General features: G+C 58.9%; 18 protein-coding genes. 2 read left to right on the forward strand and 16 right to left on the reverse strand.

Annotation, left to right across the window (positions count from 1 at the left end; all coding sequences use genetic code 11):
* Positions 1–154 precede the first annotated feature (154 nt).
* The 13 genes from QSV46_RS24055 to QSV46_RS24115 form a co-directional block, all read right to left on the reverse strand.
* Positions 155–811 carry a helix-turn-helix transcriptional regulator gene (locus tag QSV46_RS24055; protein ID WP_314957534.1) on the reverse strand — a complete coding sequence of 219 codons (657 nt, stop codon included), beginning with the start codon at positions 809–811 and terminating at the stop codon, positions 155–157.
* Positions 812–1,011: 200 nt separating this feature from the next.
* Positions 1,012–2,286, reverse strand: a complete 1,275-nt coding sequence (locus QSV46_RS24060; protein WP_314957537.1) for a polysaccharide biosynthesis/export family protein — start codon at positions 2,284–2,286, stop codon at positions 1,012–1,014.
* A 65-nt stretch (positions 2,287–2,351) separates the two neighbouring features.
* Positions 2,352–3,392, reverse strand: a complete 1,041-nt coding sequence (locus QSV46_RS24065) for an NAD(P)-dependent oxidoreductase (protein WP_314957539.1) — start codon at positions 3,390–3,392, stop codon at positions 2,352–2,354.
* Positions 3,393–3,404: 12 nt separating this feature from the next.
* Positions 3,405–4,142 (reverse strand): sugar transferase, encoded by a 738-nt coding sequence (locus QSV46_RS24070; RefSeq protein WP_314957541.1) that lies wholly within the window; start codon positions 4,140–4,142, stop codon positions 3,405–3,407.
* Positions 4,139–5,278 carry a DegT/DnrJ/EryC1/StrS aminotransferase family protein gene (locus QSV46_RS24075; protein ID WP_314957542.1) on the reverse strand — a complete coding sequence of 380 codons (1,140 nt, stop codon included), beginning with the start codon at positions 5,276–5,278 and terminating at the stop codon, positions 4,139–4,141. Before QSV46_RS24075 ends, QSV46_RS24070 begins: the two co-directional genes overlap by 4 nt.
* A gap of 40 nt (positions 5,279–5,318) precedes the next feature.
* A complete protein-coding gene (locus QSV46_RS24080) occupies positions 5,319–6,035 on the reverse strand; it encodes an NDP-sugar synthase (RefSeq protein WP_314957544.1) in 717 nt (238 codons plus the stop codon).
* Between the two features lie 352 nt (positions 6,036–6,387).
* Positions 6,388–6,666 (reverse strand): acyl carrier protein, encoded by a 279-nt coding sequence (locus tag QSV46_RS24085; protein ID WP_314957547.1) that lies wholly within the window; start codon positions 6,664–6,666, stop codon positions 6,388–6,390.
* Between the two features lie 51 nt (positions 6,667–6,717).
* A complete protein-coding gene (locus QSV46_RS24090; protein ID WP_314957550.1) occupies positions 6,718–8,277 on the reverse strand; it encodes a class I adenylate-forming enzyme family protein in 1,560 nt (519 codons plus the stop codon).
* Positions 8,277–10,304 (reverse strand): asparagine synthase (glutamine-hydrolyzing), encoded by a 2,028-nt coding sequence (gene asnB / locus QSV46_RS24095; RefSeq protein WP_314957552.1) that lies wholly within the window; start codon positions 10,302–10,304, stop codon positions 8,277–8,279. The genes QSV46_RS24090 and asnB overlap by 1 nt, the downstream gene beginning before the upstream one ends.
* A gap of 5 nt (positions 10,305–10,309) precedes the next feature.
* Positions 10,310–11,320, reverse strand: coding sequence for an NAD(+) synthase (gene nadE / locus QSV46_RS24100; protein WP_314957554.1), 1,011 nt, complete (start codon positions 11,318–11,320; stop codon positions 10,310–10,312).
* A complete protein-coding gene (locus QSV46_RS24105) occupies positions 11,317–12,192 on the reverse strand; it encodes a thioesterase domain-containing protein (protein ID WP_314957556.1) in 876 nt (291 codons plus the stop codon). The genes nadE and QSV46_RS24105 overlap by 4 nt, the downstream gene beginning before the upstream one ends.
* Positions 12,193–12,375: 183 nt before the next feature.
* On the reverse strand, positions 12,376–13,689 hold the full coding sequence (locus tag QSV46_RS24110) for a lipopolysaccharide biosynthesis protein (RefSeq protein ID WP_314957558.1): 1,314 nt from the start codon (positions 13,687–13,689) through the stop codon (positions 12,376–12,378).
* Between the two features lie 265 nt (positions 13,690–13,954).
* On the reverse strand, positions 13,955–14,728 hold the full coding sequence (locus QSV46_RS24115; protein ID WP_314957560.1) for an FkbM family methyltransferase: 774 nt from the start codon (positions 14,726–14,728) through the stop codon (positions 13,955–13,957).
* A 526-nt stretch (positions 14,729–15,254) separates the two neighbouring features.
* Here QSV46_RS24115 and QSV46_RS24120 point away from each other — a divergent pair.
* On the forward strand, positions 15,255–16,238 hold the full coding sequence (locus QSV46_RS24120) for a glycosyltransferase family 2 protein (protein WP_314957562.1): 984 nt from the start codon (positions 15,255–15,257) through the stop codon (positions 16,236–16,238).
* A gap of 34 nt (positions 16,239–16,272) precedes the next feature.
* Here the strand turns inward: QSV46_RS24120 and QSV46_RS24125 are convergent, their stop codons facing one another.
* Together QSV46_RS24125 and QSV46_RS24130 are read right to left on the reverse strand one after the other, a co-directional pair.
* Entirely contained in the window at positions 16,273–17,523 is a 1,251-nt protein-coding gene (locus QSV46_RS24125; protein WP_314957565.1) for a hypothetical protein, read from the reverse strand.
* 251 nt (positions 17,524–17,774) lie between these two features.
* Positions 17,775–18,578 (reverse strand): response regulator transcription factor, encoded by an 804-nt coding sequence (locus QSV46_RS24130; protein WP_314957567.1) that lies wholly within the window; start codon positions 18,576–18,578, stop codon positions 17,775–17,777.
* Positions 18,579–19,077: 499 nt separating this feature from the next.
* Between QSV46_RS24130 and QSV46_RS24135 the strand changes: the two genes are divergently transcribed.
* Positions 19,078–19,836, forward strand: coding sequence for a response regulator transcription factor (locus QSV46_RS24135; protein WP_314957831.1), 759 nt, complete (start codon positions 19,078–19,080; stop codon positions 19,834–19,836).
* Positions 19,837–19,941: 105 nt separating this feature from the next.
* On the opposite strand, the gene QSV46_RS24140 is transcribed toward QSV46_RS24135, so the two are convergent.
* Entirely contained in the window at positions 19,942–20,178 is a 237-nt protein-coding gene (locus QSV46_RS24140) for a DUF6894 family protein (protein ID WP_314957570.1), read from the reverse strand.
* Between the last annotated feature and the right edge of the window lie 135 nt (positions 20,179–20,313).

Genomic DNA, 20,313 nt, shown 5'->3' on the forward strand with positions numbered 1-20,313 from the left:
ATTCGAATGACAGCGCTGGGAAGGGGCCGCGCACATGTTCGAGCAGAACTCGTATGGGAAGGGACAGCGCAGCAAGCATGCCTTTCGATCGGGCCGCGAATAGCTCCAGAAACTCTATTCGAGACCAAAAGACGACACGGTACACCGTGCCCATCTAGGGCAAGATAGCGAGGCGTCCCAGCAACGCGATCAGGTCCGCCTGCCGGCGTGTCTGTGTTTTGACAAACAGTGAAGCTAACTGGGAGCGCACTGTCGTTCGACTTAATCGTCGCGCACGAGCAATGTCGATCAGGTTGTTGCCTCGCGCCAGCTCGATAGCAAGCTGAGTTTCTGCCGCGGTGAATCCAAACAGCCGCTGTAGTGTTCGCGGCGAAGGCTCCGGATGGGCGTCGAGATCCAGCAGGATCAACGCGATCGTCTCGTCCGACCATGCGTTCGCGACTTGGTTGATCAGAGCGGTGAACCCCTCCTTGGTAGATGTCGCCAGCCAGGATGTCGAGCCGGCCGGGAACTGCGCGCCTGCGCGGCTAACGAGCTCCTTAACGGCACCATAGAGCGTTTCGTGGCTCGCATTGGCGCGCGATTCGCGTTCCAATATTGCGCGGCCGGCCGGGCTGAGTTCGACGACCCGGCCGCATCTGAGAAGCACCTGTCCGCAGCCGATGCGCGCGAGCACGCCGCGCAAGCCATCGTGCTTGTGGCTATTGGCTTCAGAATGAACGGTCGGAACCGAGTTTGAAATATTGAATGACGATTCAGTGGAGTGACGCTGCAAAGCAACGTTTGGCAATGCTTGGCTTAAGTTCAACATGTTATTCCCCAGCCGCAATTTCCAATTGGAGCCAACTTGCCAAGCAGATTCCAACCTTCTCCCGAGCGTGTAAACATTGAATGGGGAGTACTCCCGGTGGCAGGGATCGACCGAAAGTCGGTCCTGCGCCTACCGGCGTGACCTTGATCAAGTAAGGAAACGCGTGAAGGCTACCCCTTGAGGGAGTACCCCTTTCGCGGTCAGTTCGAGAGTCCAGCCGCCGCCGGGCGTAACGTGACTTCGATCACGTCACCGGGCTCTACGTCGAAGTCAACGGATGTGGTTAATCTGTCCCACTGCTGACCAAGCCGCCGCACCACGACCACGTCGGGGTTGAGCTCACCTGAATTGACGGGGATGGCGCCGGTGCCACCGATAGGCTGCAGTTTCTGACTAAGTGCCTGCATTCTCACGCGCAGGTCCGCCAATCGAACGTTCGAGTCTTTCTGCTCCCTGAGCAGATTGATCGTGCGCTGGCTGGTAACGCGTTCCGCTTGCCGCAGGAAGTCCTCGCGCTGACGCTGGAGCCGCATCAGTTCGACGCTCGTCTGCAGACGCCGGGTCGAGGATAGCAGCAGGGCGCGTCGGCTCTCGCTAACACGAGGGCTTGCCAGCAGTCCGGATCCGAACGCCTTCATGACCCGCTCGAGTTCCTCCTCGTCGGCCTGCACGCCCTTCTCTTCACCTTCCTGTTGCTTTTTGAGCGTAGCGAATTGCGCGTCCGTTTGCTTGACCGCATCCTCCAGAAAGCGTTTTTCGGTGCGGTAGTCGCTTTGCGAGGTCTTGAGAGAGTCCCTCTCAGCCTGAACGACGGAACCGATCACGCCCGCGGGTAGCGAAATGTCGCTGGGAGGCGTAGCGTCAAACGTGTCGCGGCCATCAAGCTCCGCGCTGGTTCGGACGATATGGAAATACTCCTTGGTGTATTCCGTGGCGAGAGACTGGTAATCTCGTACAAGATCCGCGGGATCGGTGGCGCCGGGTTGCATGCCGCGCGATCGCAATAGGCTGAAACCGCCGGCAACTGCCACGGCCTGGCGCACGGTCATCGAAGCCCGATAAGCCTGCTGCCCAGGCGTGAGCACATCGCCGGAAACATAAACCGGCCGGTATTCCGTGACGCTTGCCATGACGTCGCCGGGCTTGACCACGAATGCCTGATCGCGTCCGTCGGTCAGGCGTTGGCGCAGGATCCTTGCTTGCAGCAGTGTCTCGACGCGGCTCTGCATCTGCGCTGGAGTCAGGCCTGCAACTTCTACCGTTCCCCCTCCGGGAAGGGGAATGGTTCCGTCAATCTGGATCTGCGTGCGGTTGCGTAGATCGGCGAGCCCGCCGATCGAAATTTCGATGGTGTCGCCCGGTGCGAGCTTGTATGGAGCCGCGAGGGATAGCCCACCTGTCGCGAGAAACAGAATCGCCGCCCAGGAACCCATCGGGAGGACGGCAGAGGCCTCGCCTTGCTTCTTGCTCTTCATCGGCAAACTCCCAACGCAATCGAGACCTCCCGATCCGCGATCGGCGATGCTGATCGCGGTGCTTCTCAGACGGCCATCTTCAAATCTGGAATGGGGGCGGCTGGAAGAAAGACCTCGTAGTTTCCGAAGAAATGTCTCTGCTCTTCGACGCGATCGAACAGGCCCTGCCTCAACGCTGCGAGGATTTCGCTGATCCCCCGCTGAACGCTGATTTGAGGGGTGAAGTTCAACACCCGGTGGATCTTGTCGAAATTTACCCTGTAATTGCGGGGATCGGTGCCGCGCTCCTGATAAGTCACCTTCGATCGCGGAATGTGCTTCAGGATCTCCTCAACGACCATCAACTTGGTGAAGTTGTTCTCATCGCATCCCACGTTGAAGACTTCGAAAGCGACCTTGTTGGTGGACGCGCGAAGCACTTCCTCGATAGCGCGGGCAAAATCACGAACATGGCAATAAGGACGCCAGGTCTTAGGATCAAAAACGAGCAGTTCATTTCCCAAGTGGAGCTCGCGCACAAACTCGTTCACCGTGAGATCGAAGCGCATTCTCGAGGAAAGGCCAAAAGCCGTCGCAAAGCGAAGAACCGTTGGATGGAATCCGACCTGTCCTTTGAGAGCGAGGATCTTCTGCTCCATCTCCACCTTGTGTTTGGCGTAAAGGGAAAGTGGGGACAGCGGGTAGTTCTCATCGACGGCCTTGTCTTCTTCCACAAGCCCATAGTTGGAGCAGGTGGACACAAAGATCAGCCGCTCGATGGGGTGATGTCGGGCGGCGTCGATGAAGGATCCGACGCCATTCCGATTGATGGCGTGGCTTTCGTCGGGATACTTGCTCGTGATCGGATCGCCGACGAGGCCTGCCAGAATAACAACGTCGTCCACGCCCTTCAAAGCTTGATTGACGAAACGCGGATCACGAATGTCGCCGTGTATAAACTCGTAATGCGGATCGCTCAGATAAGGCCAGGCACAGCTCTCGTTTTTGTAGATGAGCTGATCCAGGCAACGAACGCGCCAACCCGCCCTCAAGAGATGGCCCGTGATCACCGAGCCGACGTAACCAGCACCACCTACCAGCAGCACAGTTCGCTCTTTCGTTGCCATTTGAGCACCCATTTACTTTTGAAAAATCTTCGCGGCGATTGAATCGCCCCCTAGCTCTATGCCGCTTTGGCTGCTTGGTCGCCGCCTTCGCATGCGACTGAGCAGCGGCTCCCCTACGACGATCCAGCCGGCATGAGCGACCCAGTAGAGATCCGATGCGACGGTTCGGTTCGAGAAATATGCCAGGTCGATTTTCGCCTTAGCAGGAAACAAAACCTCCCGATAGAAATCCGCCACATTGCCGTCCTGAGGGAACAGTGTGTTTTCATGTCGGAACAGAACTTGGCATGGTCCGATGAGGCCTGGCTTGTATTCGAGCAGCTTTTCGAATCCATTTCGGAAACAGTCGGCAAATACGAGCGTTTCGGGTCTTGGGCCGACGAATGACATGTCGCCGCGCAGGATGTTCCAGAGCTGCGGCAGCTCATCCAGCTTGAAGCCAGCAAGGATGCGGCCGATCCTGGTCATGCGACCATCATTCACCATCGTGAGTGGACTTCCGCGATCGTCGCAATCGGCTCCGAATTTCCTGAACTTGTACATGCGGAACGCCGATCCGTTCAGTCCCAGACGAAGTTGCGAGTATAGTATTGGCCGGCCACCTTCGATCCAGATTGCGAGCGCGATGATTAGCAGCACGGGCAGCAAGAAGATCATTGCCGACCCGGCACAGAGTACATCGACCAGGCGCCGCAGCCGCACGGCCGGAGCTGTTGCCCGCGCGCATCCCGGATTCACCATCTCGCTCATGCTTGTACGACCTCCGCCGGATAACTTGCCCGAAGTCCCTCCGCGAGGCTGTCCGCTACCTGATCGACATCGGCTGGGGTCATTGCGGGATGCAGCGGCAAGGTGAGCTCGCGTCCGCAGAAATCCTCTGTGTTAGGCAGGCTGATCCCCGAGTACAGAGTCTGGTAGAACGTCAATCGATGCACCGGGGGATAGTGAATGGTCGTCTGAACGCCGCGCTTGCTGAGATGCTCGATCAGGGGCTGCCGAGCGCTTGCCGTGGGGAGGACCACTGGCAGCAGATGATGGGCCGAGACCCACGACGCACTGAAGGGCACCAACACCGACGGGCAGCGTTCGGCGAGGCGCCGGCGATAGCGCAGCGACAGCTGCCGCCTGGTATCGTTCCAGCCCGGCAATTTTCGCAGCTGCACGACGCCGATCGCGGCGCGCAACTCGTCCATGCGGTAATTGAATCCGAGAAGCGTCACGTCGTATTCGGGGCTGCGGCTGACGAGACGCTGGCGCGTGTTGCTGGTCATGCCATGCGACCTGGCGCGCTTGATCATATCGCTAAGAATCCGATGGCGTGTTATGATTGCACCGCCTTCGGCAGTCGTCATGTTCTTGTTGCCGTAGAAGGAAAACGCGGCTGCGTCGCCAAACGTGCCGACCCCTTTGATGCCGGGCGCATGCGCGGCGTCCTCGATCAGGAGCAGCCCCTTGCTGCGAGCGAAAGCCTGCCACTCCTCGCGTTCCGCGAGATAGCCCCCAAAATGCATGACGATTACGGCTTTCGTTCGCGAAGTGCACTTTCGCTTCGCGTCGGCCGCGGACATCAAGGGAACTGCCCCGGACTCGATATCGACGAACACTGGTCGGGCTCCGACGTAGAGCACGGCGTTTGCGGTGGCAACGAACGTGAGAGACGGAACGAGGACCTCATCGCCGGGACCGATCCCGAGCCCAAGTAGGATGAGGTGGAGTGCGGCCGTGCACGAGCCCACGGCAATCGATTCATCGGCACCATGCATGCGTGCGAACGTTTGCTCGAACTCCCGCACTCGGTCTCCCATTGTGATCCAGCCGCTGTCGATCACGGCAGCAAGAGCTTCCTTTTCTTCAACCCCCAGGACCGGTTCTGATACCAGCAGCATGTGTTCCTCTTCCGGTTCATATGCGAAGGACGACGTTGCGTCAGGCGGCGGCAATTGCGAATGCGGACGACTGCTCGTCCCACGCAATGTCCTGGGCTTTGAGGAAGTCCTCGACCCGCCCAATGTCGAGCCACAAGCTGGTGTGCTTGAAGACGTTGACGCGGACGTCCTCCTCGAGCATTTGGAACATCAGGTCGTCGAATCCGAACGGGACACCCGACGGGATACGCTCGAAGACGGTGGGATTCATGCAATAGATTCCCATGCTAACGAGGTTCGTTAACTCCGGCTTCTCGCGAAAGCCGGTCACTCGTCCATTCGCTTCATCGATCACGCCGAAGTCCATCTTCGTGCTGCGGACGGAAGTGGCGATGGTAACGCTGGCATCGCTGTTTCGGTGATTGTGGATGAGCTGGTTCAGGTTGAGGTCCGTCAAAACGTCGCCGTTGAGGACCAGGAACGGTTCGTTGAGCTGCTCTCGCAGCAACGACAATGGACCGATCGTGCCGAGGGGCTCGAGCTCCTGGGTGTAGGTAATCCGCATATTCCACTGGCTGCCGTCACCGCAGACGCTGCGAATGAGGTGGCCCAGATATCCGGTGGTGACGAAAACATCCCTGATCCCATTTCGCCTCAGCCATTTGAGAACGAGTTCAAGTACCGGACGCGCGCCGATTGGCATGAGGGGTTTCGGCAGAATGGACGTATGCGGACGAAGTCGAGTTCCTTTGCCGCCGCACTGAACCACAGCTTTCATCTGAACCTCCCTGTTACTCAGTTACTCAAAAAATAATTCGCTAAGAAATCGAGTTGCGCGTCGTCGGCAAAAGCTAGGAGCGAAACGCGCCTGCGTCTTCGTGCGTTTGCATGAGAACCGTGCAATCTGCCTGGTCGCGGGAGAAATATCAGCCGATTGTGCACGGGGTCGCGCAACTCGGGCGTACCCCTTTTGGAAGACGCTGCGCAGACTGGTTGGATTACGGGAGTCGTGCAGGGCAAGCCGTTCGCGACAGCGGAAAGGGCTGCTCCAGGATTCCGATTGAAGCCCGGGCGCAAGCCTCTATCGGTCCATTGGAGAGCCCGGCTCTGTGTTTGCCGGGCCCAACATATCAGGCATCGGCGGTCGAGCTCATCTTGCGAACGATGTAATGTGCCATGCCCTGAATGGAATCAAGATTCTCCGGCAGGATTTCGCTGTCGTCGACGGCGATCCCGAAGTTCGCCTCGATAAACCCGACGACCTCGAGCACTCCGGTCGAATCAATGATTCCCTGGTCGAGCAGGGAATCATCATCGTTCAGCTTTGCGGTATCGCTAATATAGAAGTTCGATGCCAGGAAAGAGCGGATTTGCTCCTTGCATCGGTCCAGTGCCAAGATGAGCGTCATTCATTCGTGCTCCCTGTTAAACGCGGTGAGTCGATCGGTCTGGCCCACGTATTATCCGGTAATGAGCTCTCTCTTGTTGATCTTGCCCGTCTCCGTTCGCGCCAGCTCCGGCACGATAACGATATGCTTGGGGACCATCCAACTCTCGAGGCGCTTTTGACACTCGCGTTGGATCTTCTGCTCATCAATGGACTGTCCCTGATCGAGCACCACGAATGCCTTTACCGCGTGGCCGAGCAGTTCGTCGGGAACGCCAATGACCGCCGCTTCGAGTACGCCCGGAATGTCCAGCAACGCGCTCTCCACCTCCTTGGGCGCGACCTTCTCGCCGCGTGACTTGATGACCTCGTCGCTCCGGCTGATGAAGTAGAGATATCCTTCCGCGTCCATCTGACAATAGTCGCCGGTGTACAGCACCTGCTCACCGGGAACCGGTCCAGGCTTGAGCTTTTTCGCAGTAGCTTCCGGTTTGCGCCAGTAGCCCTTCATGACCGTCGCGCCGCGAATAACGAGCTGTCCAGCAACACCGGGGCCGACGCGTCGACCGCGCTCGTCGACGATCCACATTTCGGTGTTCGGGATAGCGATCCCTACGCTCGACGGTTTCCGATCGAGATCCTCCGGCGGGAGATAGCTGCAGCGCTTGCACTCGGTAAGGCCGTACATGGAGTAAATGCGTGCGCCGGCGAACGCGTTTCTCAGCTGGAGAAGGTGCTGGACCGGTAGTGCGGCGCCGGTGCTGGTCACATAGCGGATGCTGGAAAGATCGTAACTCTTCAGCGAATCGAGCTGCAGCAAAGTCGAGAACATCGTGGGCACGCCAGGAAAGCCCGTTACCCTCTCGTTCGCGATACGCTGAAGCACCGCAGCTGGAAAGGCAAACGAGCGCTCGAGAACAAGGCGCGCTCCGGCGCGCACTGACATGATCATCTGATACAGGCCGTAGTCGAACGCGAGCGGCAAAGCGTTGAGGATGACGTCGTCATCGCGGACAGCAAGATATGACGCAACCGACGTACACGCCGTCATCATGTTCCTGTGCGTCAGCATCACCCCTTTGGGCTCGCCGGTCGAGCCCGAGGTGTAGACGATGGCGGCCAGATCGATATCAATGCAGCCGCGCGCAGGCGCTGCCGTGTGTTCGGTCGCAGCGGCTGTGCTCCATGGCACGGCATGTGGCAGTGCCTTCAGGTCGGCATCGTCAATGGCGCCGGCGATGATCACGCGGCGCAGGGACAGGCATGATCGTGCCGGTTCGCGGAACGTGGCGTAGAGGCGCGCTTGCGTGATAAGCGCAGCCGGCTGACAGTCATTAAGGAGATAGCTGAGCTTCTCTGGTTTCGTGAGAGGATTGATGAGGCACACGACCCCATTTGCCTTAAGCGCGGCCCAGAAGCTGACGACGGCCTCGACGGTGTTGTCGGCAAAGATCATCACACGGTCGCCGCGCTCGACACCGGCTTCGACCAGGTGGTGTGCAACCGCGTTCGACCACGCCTCGAGCTGGTCGTAGGTGACGCGGTGACCCTCGCATACCACTGCGACCTTCGTGCCTTTGCAGCGCGCCGAGCGGATCAGATAATCGTGCAGGAGGGGCACAGAACCGTGCATCAGGCGTAAGCTCCCGATACATGCTGGTGATCGACGTCCACTCGGAGCTCGAGGCGGGGTCCTTCCTCTGGGCGTGTTGCTACGAACTGCTGGAACAGGAGCTGGGTGGATAACACGCCGACGAGCGCCATGTTGTCGAAATTGGACAAGTCGCCGTCGCCGCCTTGCGCATGCGCCTGGCACTTCGTGCGCAGCCGTTCGACCGCCGCCGGATCGAAGATGTTGGCAGCGCGAATGCTCGCATTCGAGAGCGCTTCGTCGACATAAGCAGGTCCACCCCCGCCGACGAAGCAAAGCGCATTGGGAGCCCGGTACGGCTGCTTCTGGCGCGCGATGATCTCGGGGGGGACTTGCGACCGCGCCACACGTTTAAGGACGTGCTTCTCGTCCAGGATGCGAAGTTTGGCGGCGTCGGGAAGCGAGTTCGCAAGCTCGACGACATCGTTGTCAAGGAATGGAAAGCGTCCCTCGACCGAGTGTGCCGTCAGCATCCTGTCTCCCTGGGACGAGAGCAAATATCCGGCAAGAAGCGTTTTTGTCTCGAGGTACTGATCCTGCGCGAGCGGCGTCCAGCGGGAAAAAGCCGGCGGCAAACGGTCTAGCAATTCGGTTACCGGGTCCGCGCGCGAAGACGCAACACGCATGTCTTCGGAGAACAGGCGTTTGATCGCGCTTGTACTGCGCCAACGCGGGTGATGAGCAAAACCTGGCACATCCGTCGCGGAAATGCCGTGTCCGAAGAACTTGAGCGCGACGGCCTGCATATGGACTGGGGATCGCGAGATGTAGGGGTAGAGCCGCTTCAGGAGGGCGGCTCGCCGCGTCGAGGCCGGCTGGCGGCCCCAAAAGCGGCGAATTTTGCCCTCGCGGAACAGATCGTAGCCGGCGAACATTTCATCGGCCCCTTCGCCGGTCAGGACAACCTTGATGCCGCACTTGCGCACGAGCTTTGAAAGCAGGAACAGCGGTACGGGAGCGGTCCTCAGGATGGGACGCTCGGTGTGATAGATGACCCTGGGAAATGCTTCGGCGATGTCCTGGCGCGAGACCATGAGCTCGTGGTGCTCGCTCGCGATCGCCCGCGCCATCAGGCGCTGATAGGATGTCTCGTCATACTCGGTGTCGGCGAAGCGTACGGAAAACGTCTGGAAGCGCCCGCCTGCGAGTTGGCTCCCAAGTGCCGCAACGAGCGAACTGTCGAGCCCGCCCGAGAGATAGCTTCCCACCGGCACGTCGGACCGCACCATTCGAAGCGCAGTAGCCGATTCCAGGGCACTACGCACAGCATCGATCACATCGTCGCTGCAAGCGACCGAGGAAATAAACGGCTCATCCGATCGGATGGGATAGCGCGGGGTCCAGAAGGCGCGGTCTCGAACCTCGCCGCGCTCATAAGTGCGGACGTGTCCCGGTTCAAGCTCCGTGATCCCGTGAAACACGCTTTGTGGCGGTGCGACACTCCAGAAGGTAAAGGTCTGGGCGATGCCTGCCGGATCGAACGCCCGAGGAATTGCCGAATCTGCTGCAAAAATGGCCTTGATCTCACTGGCGAAGTAAAGCCGACCTCGATGATTGCAGATAAAAAGCGGGCAGATTCCGGTCCGGTCACGGGACAGGACGAGGCGGTGAGCGCGGGCGTCCCATATCGCAAGGGCCCATTGCCCGTTCATCCTTTCGAACGCCGCCTCGCCCCAGGTGCGATAGGCCTGAATGACAACCTCCGTGTCACTGCGGGTGCGAAAGCGATGGCCGAGCGAGATCAGCTCTTCGCGCAATTCGACATAGTTGAAGATCTCGCCATTGAACACAATCCAGGCGGACCCGCTGAGATCGGTAAGAGGTTGTTGTCCGCTCGCTATGTCGATGATCGAGAGCCGCGTGTGCGCGAGACCAGCGCGTTGGTCCCGGTAGAGGCCCCGCTCGTCGGGACCACGATGCGCGAGCGCCCCGATCATCCGTAAAAGTGCGTTCCGCGAAGGACTCGGAGCGTTTGCGCTCAGCGTCACGATGCCAGCGATGCCGCACATGCTGCTTAGTCCTCAATCGCGGCATCGACAAGCAAAGGCCGCGTGTGAAGGTAGCGCGTCGCTCGACGCTTGGAAGTGATGTCCTTGAATACCTTTTGCACCTGCGTTGCGGCTAAACCGACGGCCTCGGCCACGTTGTCGGCGGAGATGCCGTGGCCGATCGCGTACATGCAAGCGTCGACCAGTCGATAGGGGGCAGCGAAATAGAACTCTTCCTGGTCCTGAGGCATTGAGAACGTGTCGGACGTCGGGGGACGCTGTCTGATTTCCTCGTCGATGCCGAGGTATTCGGCTAGTTGGTAGACCTGGGTCTTGTAAAGATGCGCAATCGGCATGACATCGGCGTCACCATCACCCTGCTTCACGAAGAAGCCCTGATCATGCTCGAGCCGGTTTGGCGTACCTATCACGGCGTACTTTAGACGATCGGCGTGATAGTACTCAGTCATCTTGCGAACACGTTGCTTGTAGTTGGTTGCAGCGACTATCTGGAGGTAGACCTCCGGCGGAAGACGTACGGTAGAGGTTTTGCCGTTCGGGTCCTGTACGGTTAAACGGGTGATATTGATGCCTTCGCGCTCCAGAACCGAGCCAAGTATTAGCTTGCATTTCCAGTCGGGTCCGTACCCGGGTACGACGGTTTGGATCGCCTCTCGCTGCCGGCGGTATGCGCCCAATGCTTCCAGAGCCGGCGTGATCTCTTCGACTATCGTTGTGAGGCGCAGCTGAGCGGCGACCGCCTGGCCGAGCCTCAGTGAATCGGCGGACGAATCCCGCTCGGGCATGAGCAGGCCGAGAACCTTCGTGCTACCAAATGCGCGCGCACATAGTGCTGCCACCACGGAGCTGTCGATGCCGCCGGAAAGTCCGACAATGGCCCCACGTCGGCCGAGCACGCCAAGAACCCGGTCGCGCAAGAAGGCGACAATGCGCGCGACTTCCACTGGTGCGTTCAGGATCAGCGCGTCGTGACTGAACGCTCGTTCGATCCGGCCTTGAGCCGCTTGCTCGGTCACGTGAACAATCCACTTGTCTCTCGGGAAAATTCGCCTGGTGAATAGGTTTGCGACAGCGCTTTCTGAACGAGGTGCAGGTTCACAGCCAGATAAGGTTGCATGACGAGGTCAGTGTGGGTGCCTGCGCTTGGGACAACGTCGACCTTGGCAAACGCGCGGTCCCACCCGAGAGTTTGCGGCATCTTCTTCCGCTTGCATCGAAACAAAACAGCAGAAATCGGCAGCATTGATTTCGGCTCCGCCAACCAGCGGAAGTAGGCCCTCGCGCGCAAGACTTCCTGCAATTCCTGCTTGAGCCGGAAAGACGTAAGGTCGAACTGCCGCTTCGTGCGGTGATCGATCATGCGGGCAAGGGCAGCCTCCCGGCCTATCGCGGCGGTCAGTTTGGCGAGGGCCCGGCAGATGATCCGAGACGCGGTGACCCGGTTGTTACGGATTCGGCGGATCGTACGGCCCAAGGTCTCCCACGCAGAACTCCGCTCGCCCATGAGGCTGGTGTCGAGAATTCCGAAGAACTTCACCGACCGTCCCGAGGCAAACAGTCGCGTCGCGACCTCGAAGGCGACCGCCCCACCTAGCGAATGACCGAGAAGCCTTATGTGGCCCTGCGGCTGGACGCGATTGATCTGCTCCAGCGCAGCAACGGCCATATCGCAAACCCTGTCTTGACCCAGCAACATCAAGTCGAGATCCGGGTAGCGGATGGGAACGACATGTGCAATTTCGCGCAACGAGGCGGTTAGAGATGCAAGGCTGGCTCCGTAACCAAGGGAGCCGGGCAGCAGGAAAAGCACAGGTAGCGCCGTCTCGGTTATCCGAGGAGGCGGAAACACCGGGTCAGAACCCATATCGCGCAATGGCTGTAGTTTCATTTAAGTGCAGCCGGTTAACCGTCAAAGATCCAGTATGAAGACGTGGAAAATCCGCTCATCATTCATTTGCATGAAGCATATGGTCGCGCTGAGAGAAATTGGTTGCCTTGCTTTGGATCTGGTCAAAGCGAGTGCATCCATGTCCGTCTCCTCAACCCGTCGCGAAGCATGGAGCCTGCTCGCTCAGCGTTCTGGCTCAGTTTGGTCCGTCGGCGCCCGCGACTTCCACTCGCCGTCTGGACCGTTCAAGAGAAACAGCGCCACGGCAATTCCCAAGGCGTAGCCGGTAGCTCCTCCGGCAGCCATCATGTAAATCACCTGCAACGGGTCGTGGCCGAGGTGAGCACCGATGAGTAGTGGAGCAAATACAAGTAGGGCCCGCACCAGGTCGACCAGCAGCCGCAGCTCCTGACGACGAAAAAGAGTCGGAACTTCTTGGATGGGGGTCGACAAGGCCTGCGCGGCGCACATGAGCGCCAGCGCAGCCATGATCTGGCCCGCAGGCATCCAAGATGGCCCCAGTAGCGGACCGACAACGTGGGGGGAGATCAATCCAAGGCCAAGTACCGGCAAGGCGATCAGGCCGGCCGCAACGACCAACAGGCCGCATGCGGTGCCGAGCAGATGCCGACGATCAAAGCCTTTGCTGGCCTCGGCGACGAAGACGTTGCTGAGCGGTAAGGCGACGAGGGTGACCGGACCGGCCACGAGACGGACGGCGACGCCGAAATGCCCCGCAAATGCAGTGCCAAATAGCGATCCGATAAAGATTGCGGGGAGATTGATGATCGCAAATCCCGCGAAGGCCGAGGGCAGCTCAAACAGAGGAAACTTGTACTCTCGCCGCGCCGTCGCTGCGACGGATCCCCATGAGGCTTGCGCAATACGGCGGATGTCCTCCCACCTCAGGAGCCGGGCGCTGAGAAACGCGACCAGTACAGCCTGACTCAGGATATGAGCACCGACCATCGCATCGCCTCCGAAATGAGCGAGGCCGAAGCCCACCTGGAGCAGTGCCATGGTCGCAGGCAGAATTAGGCGGCCCATGCCGAAGTCACCAATATGATTGAATCGCAAGCACCAGCAGTTCATTGTGTCGGCAACGCCGACCGCGGCCATCCCGATCGGTACGAGGTAGGCAAGATGTTGCAACCGCTTTGGCAGCAGGTCGGACAAAAGGTATCCCGCGGTAAGCACAACGCAGGTCGTAACACAGATCGCGAGGAGCGTGAGCTTAACCGCGACCAGCGCATGGGGCCTGTCCTCAACGACGTACAGAGACGTGCTGAAGCGGAGCCCGGCTATCGCGCCGAGGATGTTTACGATTGAGAGATAAATCGTGAAAATTCCAAAATCTTCCGGCGAATAGAGGCGGGTGAGGATAGGAATGGCCGCGACAAGCGCGAGCTGGCCGGTCAGTGCGAGGGCAGAGACGCCGGCCGCCGCACGAACAAGGGCTCCTGTCCCTAGCACGCCGGTAGCCGTTTTTGCGGCCATGAGATGCTTCCTCGGTCCAGAATTCATTCAGAATGAGGCAAGATCGAACGCCTTCGCGATGTACTTTGTCTGATCGTAGGATGGAACGCGGCGCACTCCATCATTCATTCACATGACGCTGGTTGAGCGATCGCGGGAGCCGGAAGACAGCTCGCGTGAACAGCTTGTGCTTGCGAAATGTCAGCATACGCGAAGCCCGCCGTAATTGACGCCGGCGGGAAACCCGTGATGTTGAGCTTGGCTCGCGCGCGAGAGAGATGGATCCTCAGGCAGGCCGGGCAGACGGAATAGGCCCATCTACCGGCAACTGGAACGCGGGCTGTGCAAGTCGCAGACCCGTCCGCGCGAGCAGATCCGACAAGGAGGATGGTCTGACGGCGATCAGGTTGTCATCATCCGGTCCTGGTATGTCAGCAGACGCCGGCTCGAGTCGTCCCGCCCTGAGATGGAAGAGCTCAAACCCGTGACTGATCAGCCGATCATATAGCTCCGCACGCGAGGTGCCGGCCCGCCGCAGGTTGAGCTCAGAATCCTCTATGTAGAGACACCGGCAATTGGAAATGGCTTGCGCCGCGCCTTTGAGAAGATCGACTTCAAAACCTTCAACGTCGACCTTCAGCAAATCGGGGCGCCGGCTCCCGACGATCGAATCAAGGGTTCGAACTGGAACTCGGAGCGCGGCACAGCCGGGCGGGGGAGTAGCGCATGCGAAGTTCATGTCGTCACTGCGAAAGTCGGTGAAGACAAGCTCGCCATCCGTGCTGCCGATCGCAGTGTTATGGACCTCGATCGTCAATCCGTTGAGGCGAACGTTGCCCAGCAGGTATCTGCAGATGCGGGGATGTGCTTCGATGGCTATGACTCGTCCAGATCGGGTAACTCGCACCGCTGCGGCGAGGCTCAGCTGTCCTACATTCGCACCGACATCGACGAAGGTTTCCCCAGGTTGAAGGTAGGCTCCGACGAAGTCGGCGTCTTCGGCGCGAAAATCCCGCTTTCGCCAGAGTCCCGCGGACACGGAGCTCGGGTAAAAGCGCATTCTGTATCCGGCAGGGAACCCAAAGGTGATGAGCTGGCACAACCCTGTCACCCACAGTGCGCGAGATAACAGAAACCGCGCCTTGTCAGGCTCCTCCCGGATTCGGGTAAGCAGATGATGCAATCTGTGCAAATGGCTCTTCACGGGTGCTCGCTTTTCACGGGTGCTCGCTTTCCGGCGGATCGTAGGCTGGCGGGCGCGGGGAGCCATCCTTCATTTGCATGATGATCATCGATCGCCGCGATTGTTCAGCTTGGCGACTTCGATTGTAGGCTGTAGCCAGAGCTGACCGCTTCGAAACGTCGCGGCTCGTGATGATCATCGTCATGCGAATGAACGATGACCAAGGACCCTCGGCTGCATAGCGTTCGCCCAGCGCAGTTCGGTTGCTGTTGAGAAGGGATCACCGGGCCTGCAAAAGGCGGAGGCGGTGCCACGCGATGCGATTAGGCGTTCCGCACGGCCGAAAGGGCATCATGGGATTCTCAGAGCCGCCGCTTTGACGAATTGAGCCTGAGGAAATGCGATGAGCTTGTTACAGCTTGACGGATCCAGCAGCATTCGAAGGTCAGACGTCCATCCCTCGATCTCGGTAGCCATACCGACTTTTCGCCGACCGGACACGGTGCGACGCACGATCGAAAGCGTGCTGCAGCAGGAGTACTCCGATTGGGAAATGGTGATCAGCGACGACGAAGGCCCGGAAGGCGTGAGTTGGAATATCCTGTCCGAATATGCGCGGAGCGATCCGCGTATCCGAGTAGTCGAGAACAACCGAGGTCAAGGCCAGGTCGAGAATACGAACAACGCGATGCTGACATGTCGCGGCCAGTGGATCAAAGTGCTGCATGATGATGACTGGCTCGCGCCTGGATCGCTCGCGACTTTTGCAGAATTGGCACGGAGGTATCCCACCGCTGCGTTCATGACGTCCACGTCTCATCTGGTCCAGAACGGTCGAATAAAATATCGGCGGGGAGGGCAGGTCACGCTGTATTCGAGCCAACGATGCTTGGCTGATCTCTATTTGGTCGGCAAGACCAGAGCGCTTGGAATTGTTCCGTCGACCCTTCTGATCAACAGCAACGTCATACAGGCCGGCTGTCTGATGCGAAATTACAAGTCCATCGCGTGGGGAGTGGACCAGTTGTTCTTCGTCGACCTCGCCTGTCACGGGGACGTGGTGGCGATAAGCGAGGGTCTGATCTATTACGACATGACCGACCACGCGAGCATTACCGCAGACGGATCATTTCCTCAGATCGACCGGGAAACGCTTGATCTAAAACATCTGACCTGGAGTCTTATCGAGGATAAGCAGGGACTTCCAGAGCCCGAAGCGGTGGTACGTGCATTGCGGGTTGCAAGACTGCCCGGAAGGTTTCGCTGTCAACCCTGGGGGACGACGATCAGGGACGCGCTCCAAATCCTGCGTCCCTCGGTTATCAAGGCGGCAAGCAAGGCGATACGGGCGCGAACGCGGACACCGGCAACCAGCTCGCTAGTTTGATTGGGCCGGACCTGACGGGCGCCGCCGCTGGCCTCTATCGGGACAAGGAGCTGGTCTGATCAGCGTAATCGAGACGTGTTACAAAGTCGAAGACGGGACCGCCCGGTACGCCCCAATTGCTTGACCATATGACTTGCGATCCATCCGGCGACGGCGAAGCGTGGGTCTCGCTCCAGTAGTTGTGCGGGACGTTACGTGTGTGCGCAATGCGCCGGAATTCGCCACTGCCGTCGACTCGTAGCGCGATGACTTCCCGAGCGAAGGGTGCAAATGTTGGTAGCTGGGCGATCTCGGATGGATCGCCGCCATAGCTTAGTATAACCCAGCCCGGCCGGTGGATTGCGCGCGTGGACGCATGTGAGGCCTCTCCACGCGGGGCAAGGGCGGTAACCATACCGTCATCCAGCCGGCGCTTGATCACCTGGTATATGTCGGGATCAGATTTGCTGATCCCGACATATATCTCGCGCCCATCAGTGTCCACGGTCATGTCGCCATGGCTCGGCCGATGATGTTCGGTCCAGCTCTGCACCAGGTCTCCTGCGACCGTGAAGATGAATGCCTCATCCTTTCCGTCGACCCATCGGCTGCATCTGATGTAGCTGCCCAAGGAAGATATCTCGCAAACGCCGTCTCGTCCGGGCAGTTTTCCCACCTCGATGTCCGGAAACTTCTGTCGGGTCACGAGATCATACGCGAATGCGACGATCATGCCATCTGCACGTGTGCCCCGCACGGCGACGCGCCGGCCGTCCCGAGAAGGATTCCCCTTCCCTGGTCCGAACTGAAGGCCCCGATAGCCCTCGGCCATCAACATGATCTCTTCGGCATTGGTTCGCGGCGTCCAGAGCGAGATCTTGCGCCCGATCACGCATATCATGCGCTCAGGGTCCAGCGGGTGCCATTCGCACTCGTCTTCGCGTTGCCGGCGGAACAATGGGGCGTATGTCCGCCCGTCAAGAAAGCAGAATCCGTTACAGCCGTTGGCGATCAGGAGTAGAGTTTGGTCGGCGTTCCACGCCTGTGCACTCGAATATCGGTGGGTGCAATAGGCCCGTTGACAGGCCAAGCCGGCGCCCAGGGGCCCTGGGGTCGTTATCCGGACGATCGTGGCGCCGGTGTCCGGGTCGGTGACCGGAACGAGGTAGTCAGGCAAGTTCAGGCTGCTGGCTAAAGCAAGGTTCGCCTTTGTCAGCGTCTGTGCGACGGCGATGCCTGCCAACGCGAGAAGGACGACCGCAGCGCCAGCCAAGCCAACTCGAGTGTAGAGGGACGGAGGAGACATCCGTATCACGCTCCATAACACGCAAGGGATCCGGGCCACCACGCTGCTGCGGCGACGAGGGATATTGTTCGACAATGCTTTCAGCGCGCATCATGTGAATGCAGGAGACGCCTCGCGGTACGTCGGCGATCCACGAACAAATTCCGGTCCTCTCGATCGATAGATCATTCGGCGCGGTTCGTTGCGGGGCGAGTACGGGGACCGCCGGGTACTTCCGACAGGCTTGATGCGCATCAGAACCGGTCAGCTGGTTAATCCGACCGGATGAGGTTGGCTTCGTGAGGTCCGCGGTCACTTGGCGCGAGGCTGGGAAGATTTTCCCGATCGATTGACAACGCCAGCGCGTGTCCATTCGAGATCCGCACCAGTGATCCGTTGTTCATTCCCCAAATTGCGGCCTGCGTCCTATTCTGGACCCGTATCTTTCGCAGGATAGCTTTGACATGAACCTTCACTGTAGCCTCGGCAATATCGATCTTTCGCGCAATGCTCTTGTTGGAATTGCCCTCGATCAAATAGGAGAGAATCGCCCGCTCTCGCGGTGACAGGTGAGGCGCAATCTGCTGCTCAGCCGCAACGAGCAGATTTTCTCGTTCCTCGCTCGTTGGCTGCAGCTGAGGCCTGCAGTGGGGACCGCTGTCAAGCACGAATGACAGAAATGCCGGTGGAAACACGGTCTCGCCCATCATCACGAGCTCGATGGATTTGATGAAGGTGTCACATGAACTGACGTCGACGAAATAGCCACAGGCGCCGGCCTTGTAGGCCGAAATCAGCTCGTCCGGCCGGGAGTGGTCCGAAACAATCGCCAGGCGGGCGTCCGGATAGTGCTCCCTTACAAATCCGATGTGCTTCAGGGCCAGATCGAATTCGTCGGTGTTGTGGACGATCACAAACAGGAGCTGGTGTGCTTGGAATGTGTTCGGCAGTTCATCGGTGCTCGACGCGGATAGTGCGATATGGAAATCTGCCGCATCCAGTATTCGGGAAATTCCCTCTCTGAGTAAGATGTTTCGTCCGATCAAAACGACTTTGCCGGAATGCCGCCTCCTCATACTACCCTCCGCACCAACGCAACGACACAATGAAGAATGAACCACGCGTAGGAAGCAAAAAAACCAAAGTCTCGATACTTTCGATTGCCCGAAGACCGGCGTTTCGTTAATAACTGCTAAAGGTTAGATCGCTTTTTCCAGTTTTTCCTATATATCTTTCGTTATACACCAGCCGGCTAGGCGGCGGCCGAATGAAGCAGCGCTGCCGCTGTTTGAGGATGACCTAGAAGCGAGCGCAAAAGCTCATTCAACCTCTAAACGTTGGTTGTGAGATTGGACTGGTGGACTGTTCGCGAACGCCTTGGTGGATGTCGATGTGTCGCAATAGCCAAGTAGATGGGTTGCTCGCCAGCGACTTCAGGCTTTGACCCCGGATTCATACGGCACTTCAACCCCGCAAGGTCGTTGTATATTGCACCCTCGGACTGGAGCGGCATCTGCCTCGGATTCCGCTCCACCGAACGACACCTTCGAGGAGTGCTTTTGAGAGTTGTTGGAAGTGTTGGAGCGAAAAGGGCGGGACTTCAATCGCCGAAATTGGGAGCGGCAGGCCAGGGAGCGTCCGATGCGTCGTGCGACTGTAGTTATTGCGGACCGACAGCCGGTAGTTTTGCATGGTATGGCAAATTTACTCGGACCAGAATCCGATTTTGAGATCGTCGCGTCCTGCAGCGATGCTGCGAGCTGCATCACTGCAATTTTGAAGCTCGCACCCGACATTGCGATCATGGATGCATCAATACCGGAGCTCACCCCGCCGATGAACAACTTGCTCGGTCGTTCGGACAATCGATCGACGCGCTTGGTGTTCTTCGCAACCGGCGAAGATTGCGATCTTCTTTTGCCGGGCGGTGCCGCGGGGCACAGCATCCTTCTGAAGGAGATGACGGGACAAGCTTTGGTGCAATGCTTGCGAGAAATTATCGACGGCCGAAACGTGGTTCCGTCACCACCGACGGATCAGGCCGCGCCTCCCGAGCCGACTACGAATCCCGAAAATGCGCTTGCGGTGCTCACCGAGCGCGAGCGGCAGATCATGCGGCTGGTCTCTGGCGGTCTGTCCAACAAGGAAATTGGTCGCCGGCTCAACATAGCAGACGGCACCATCAAGGTGCACCTCCACCACATTTTTCAGAAGCTTGAAATAGGCAATCGCACGGAGCTTGCTGCCCTCGTCATCTCGCAGGATGACCGCGCTAATTCGGCGCAAGACAAAGTGACGCATGTGGGATCGGATCGGACAACTGAGGACCGCTAGAGACATCATCTCGCGCTGTTGCAAAGCAGTATGCGAGCATTTCGCCAAAGCGCGCCGAACAAATACCCAGGTTCGCAGATGCCTGCAAACCCGCGCGTCCGTGGCTCATTGGACCACAGAGAACTGAAGAACGAATAGCGAGCGGCCGCCAAGTTCGGGGCTGTCGCTCACTTCTACCTGCCAGCAAATATGGCGCAGGAGCGGATCTGTCACGTCGTGCTTGAGGATCTCGCCGCTCAGTTCAATTGCCGTGGTCCGTGCAGCGACAATGTCGGGCAGATCCAACCCGACATCATCGAGGACCGAATGGCCGTGGTGGATATGAAAAAAATACCGCGGCATTGATGTCTCCGGACAACTTGAGCATTCCGATGACTGCGGCGAGCGCTAGGCGCCACGATGGGGTGATCGCACCACACTAGGGCGCACAGCAAGCCGACTTTCTAGGAGAACCCGCCATCATTGATGGGTACCTCG

Origin of the sequence: Bradyrhizobium cosmicum, assembly GCF_032290525.1 — a bacterium.
Lineage (GTDB): Bacteria > Pseudomonadota > Alphaproteobacteria > Rhizobiales > Xanthobacteraceae > Bradyrhizobium > Bradyrhizobium cosmicum_A.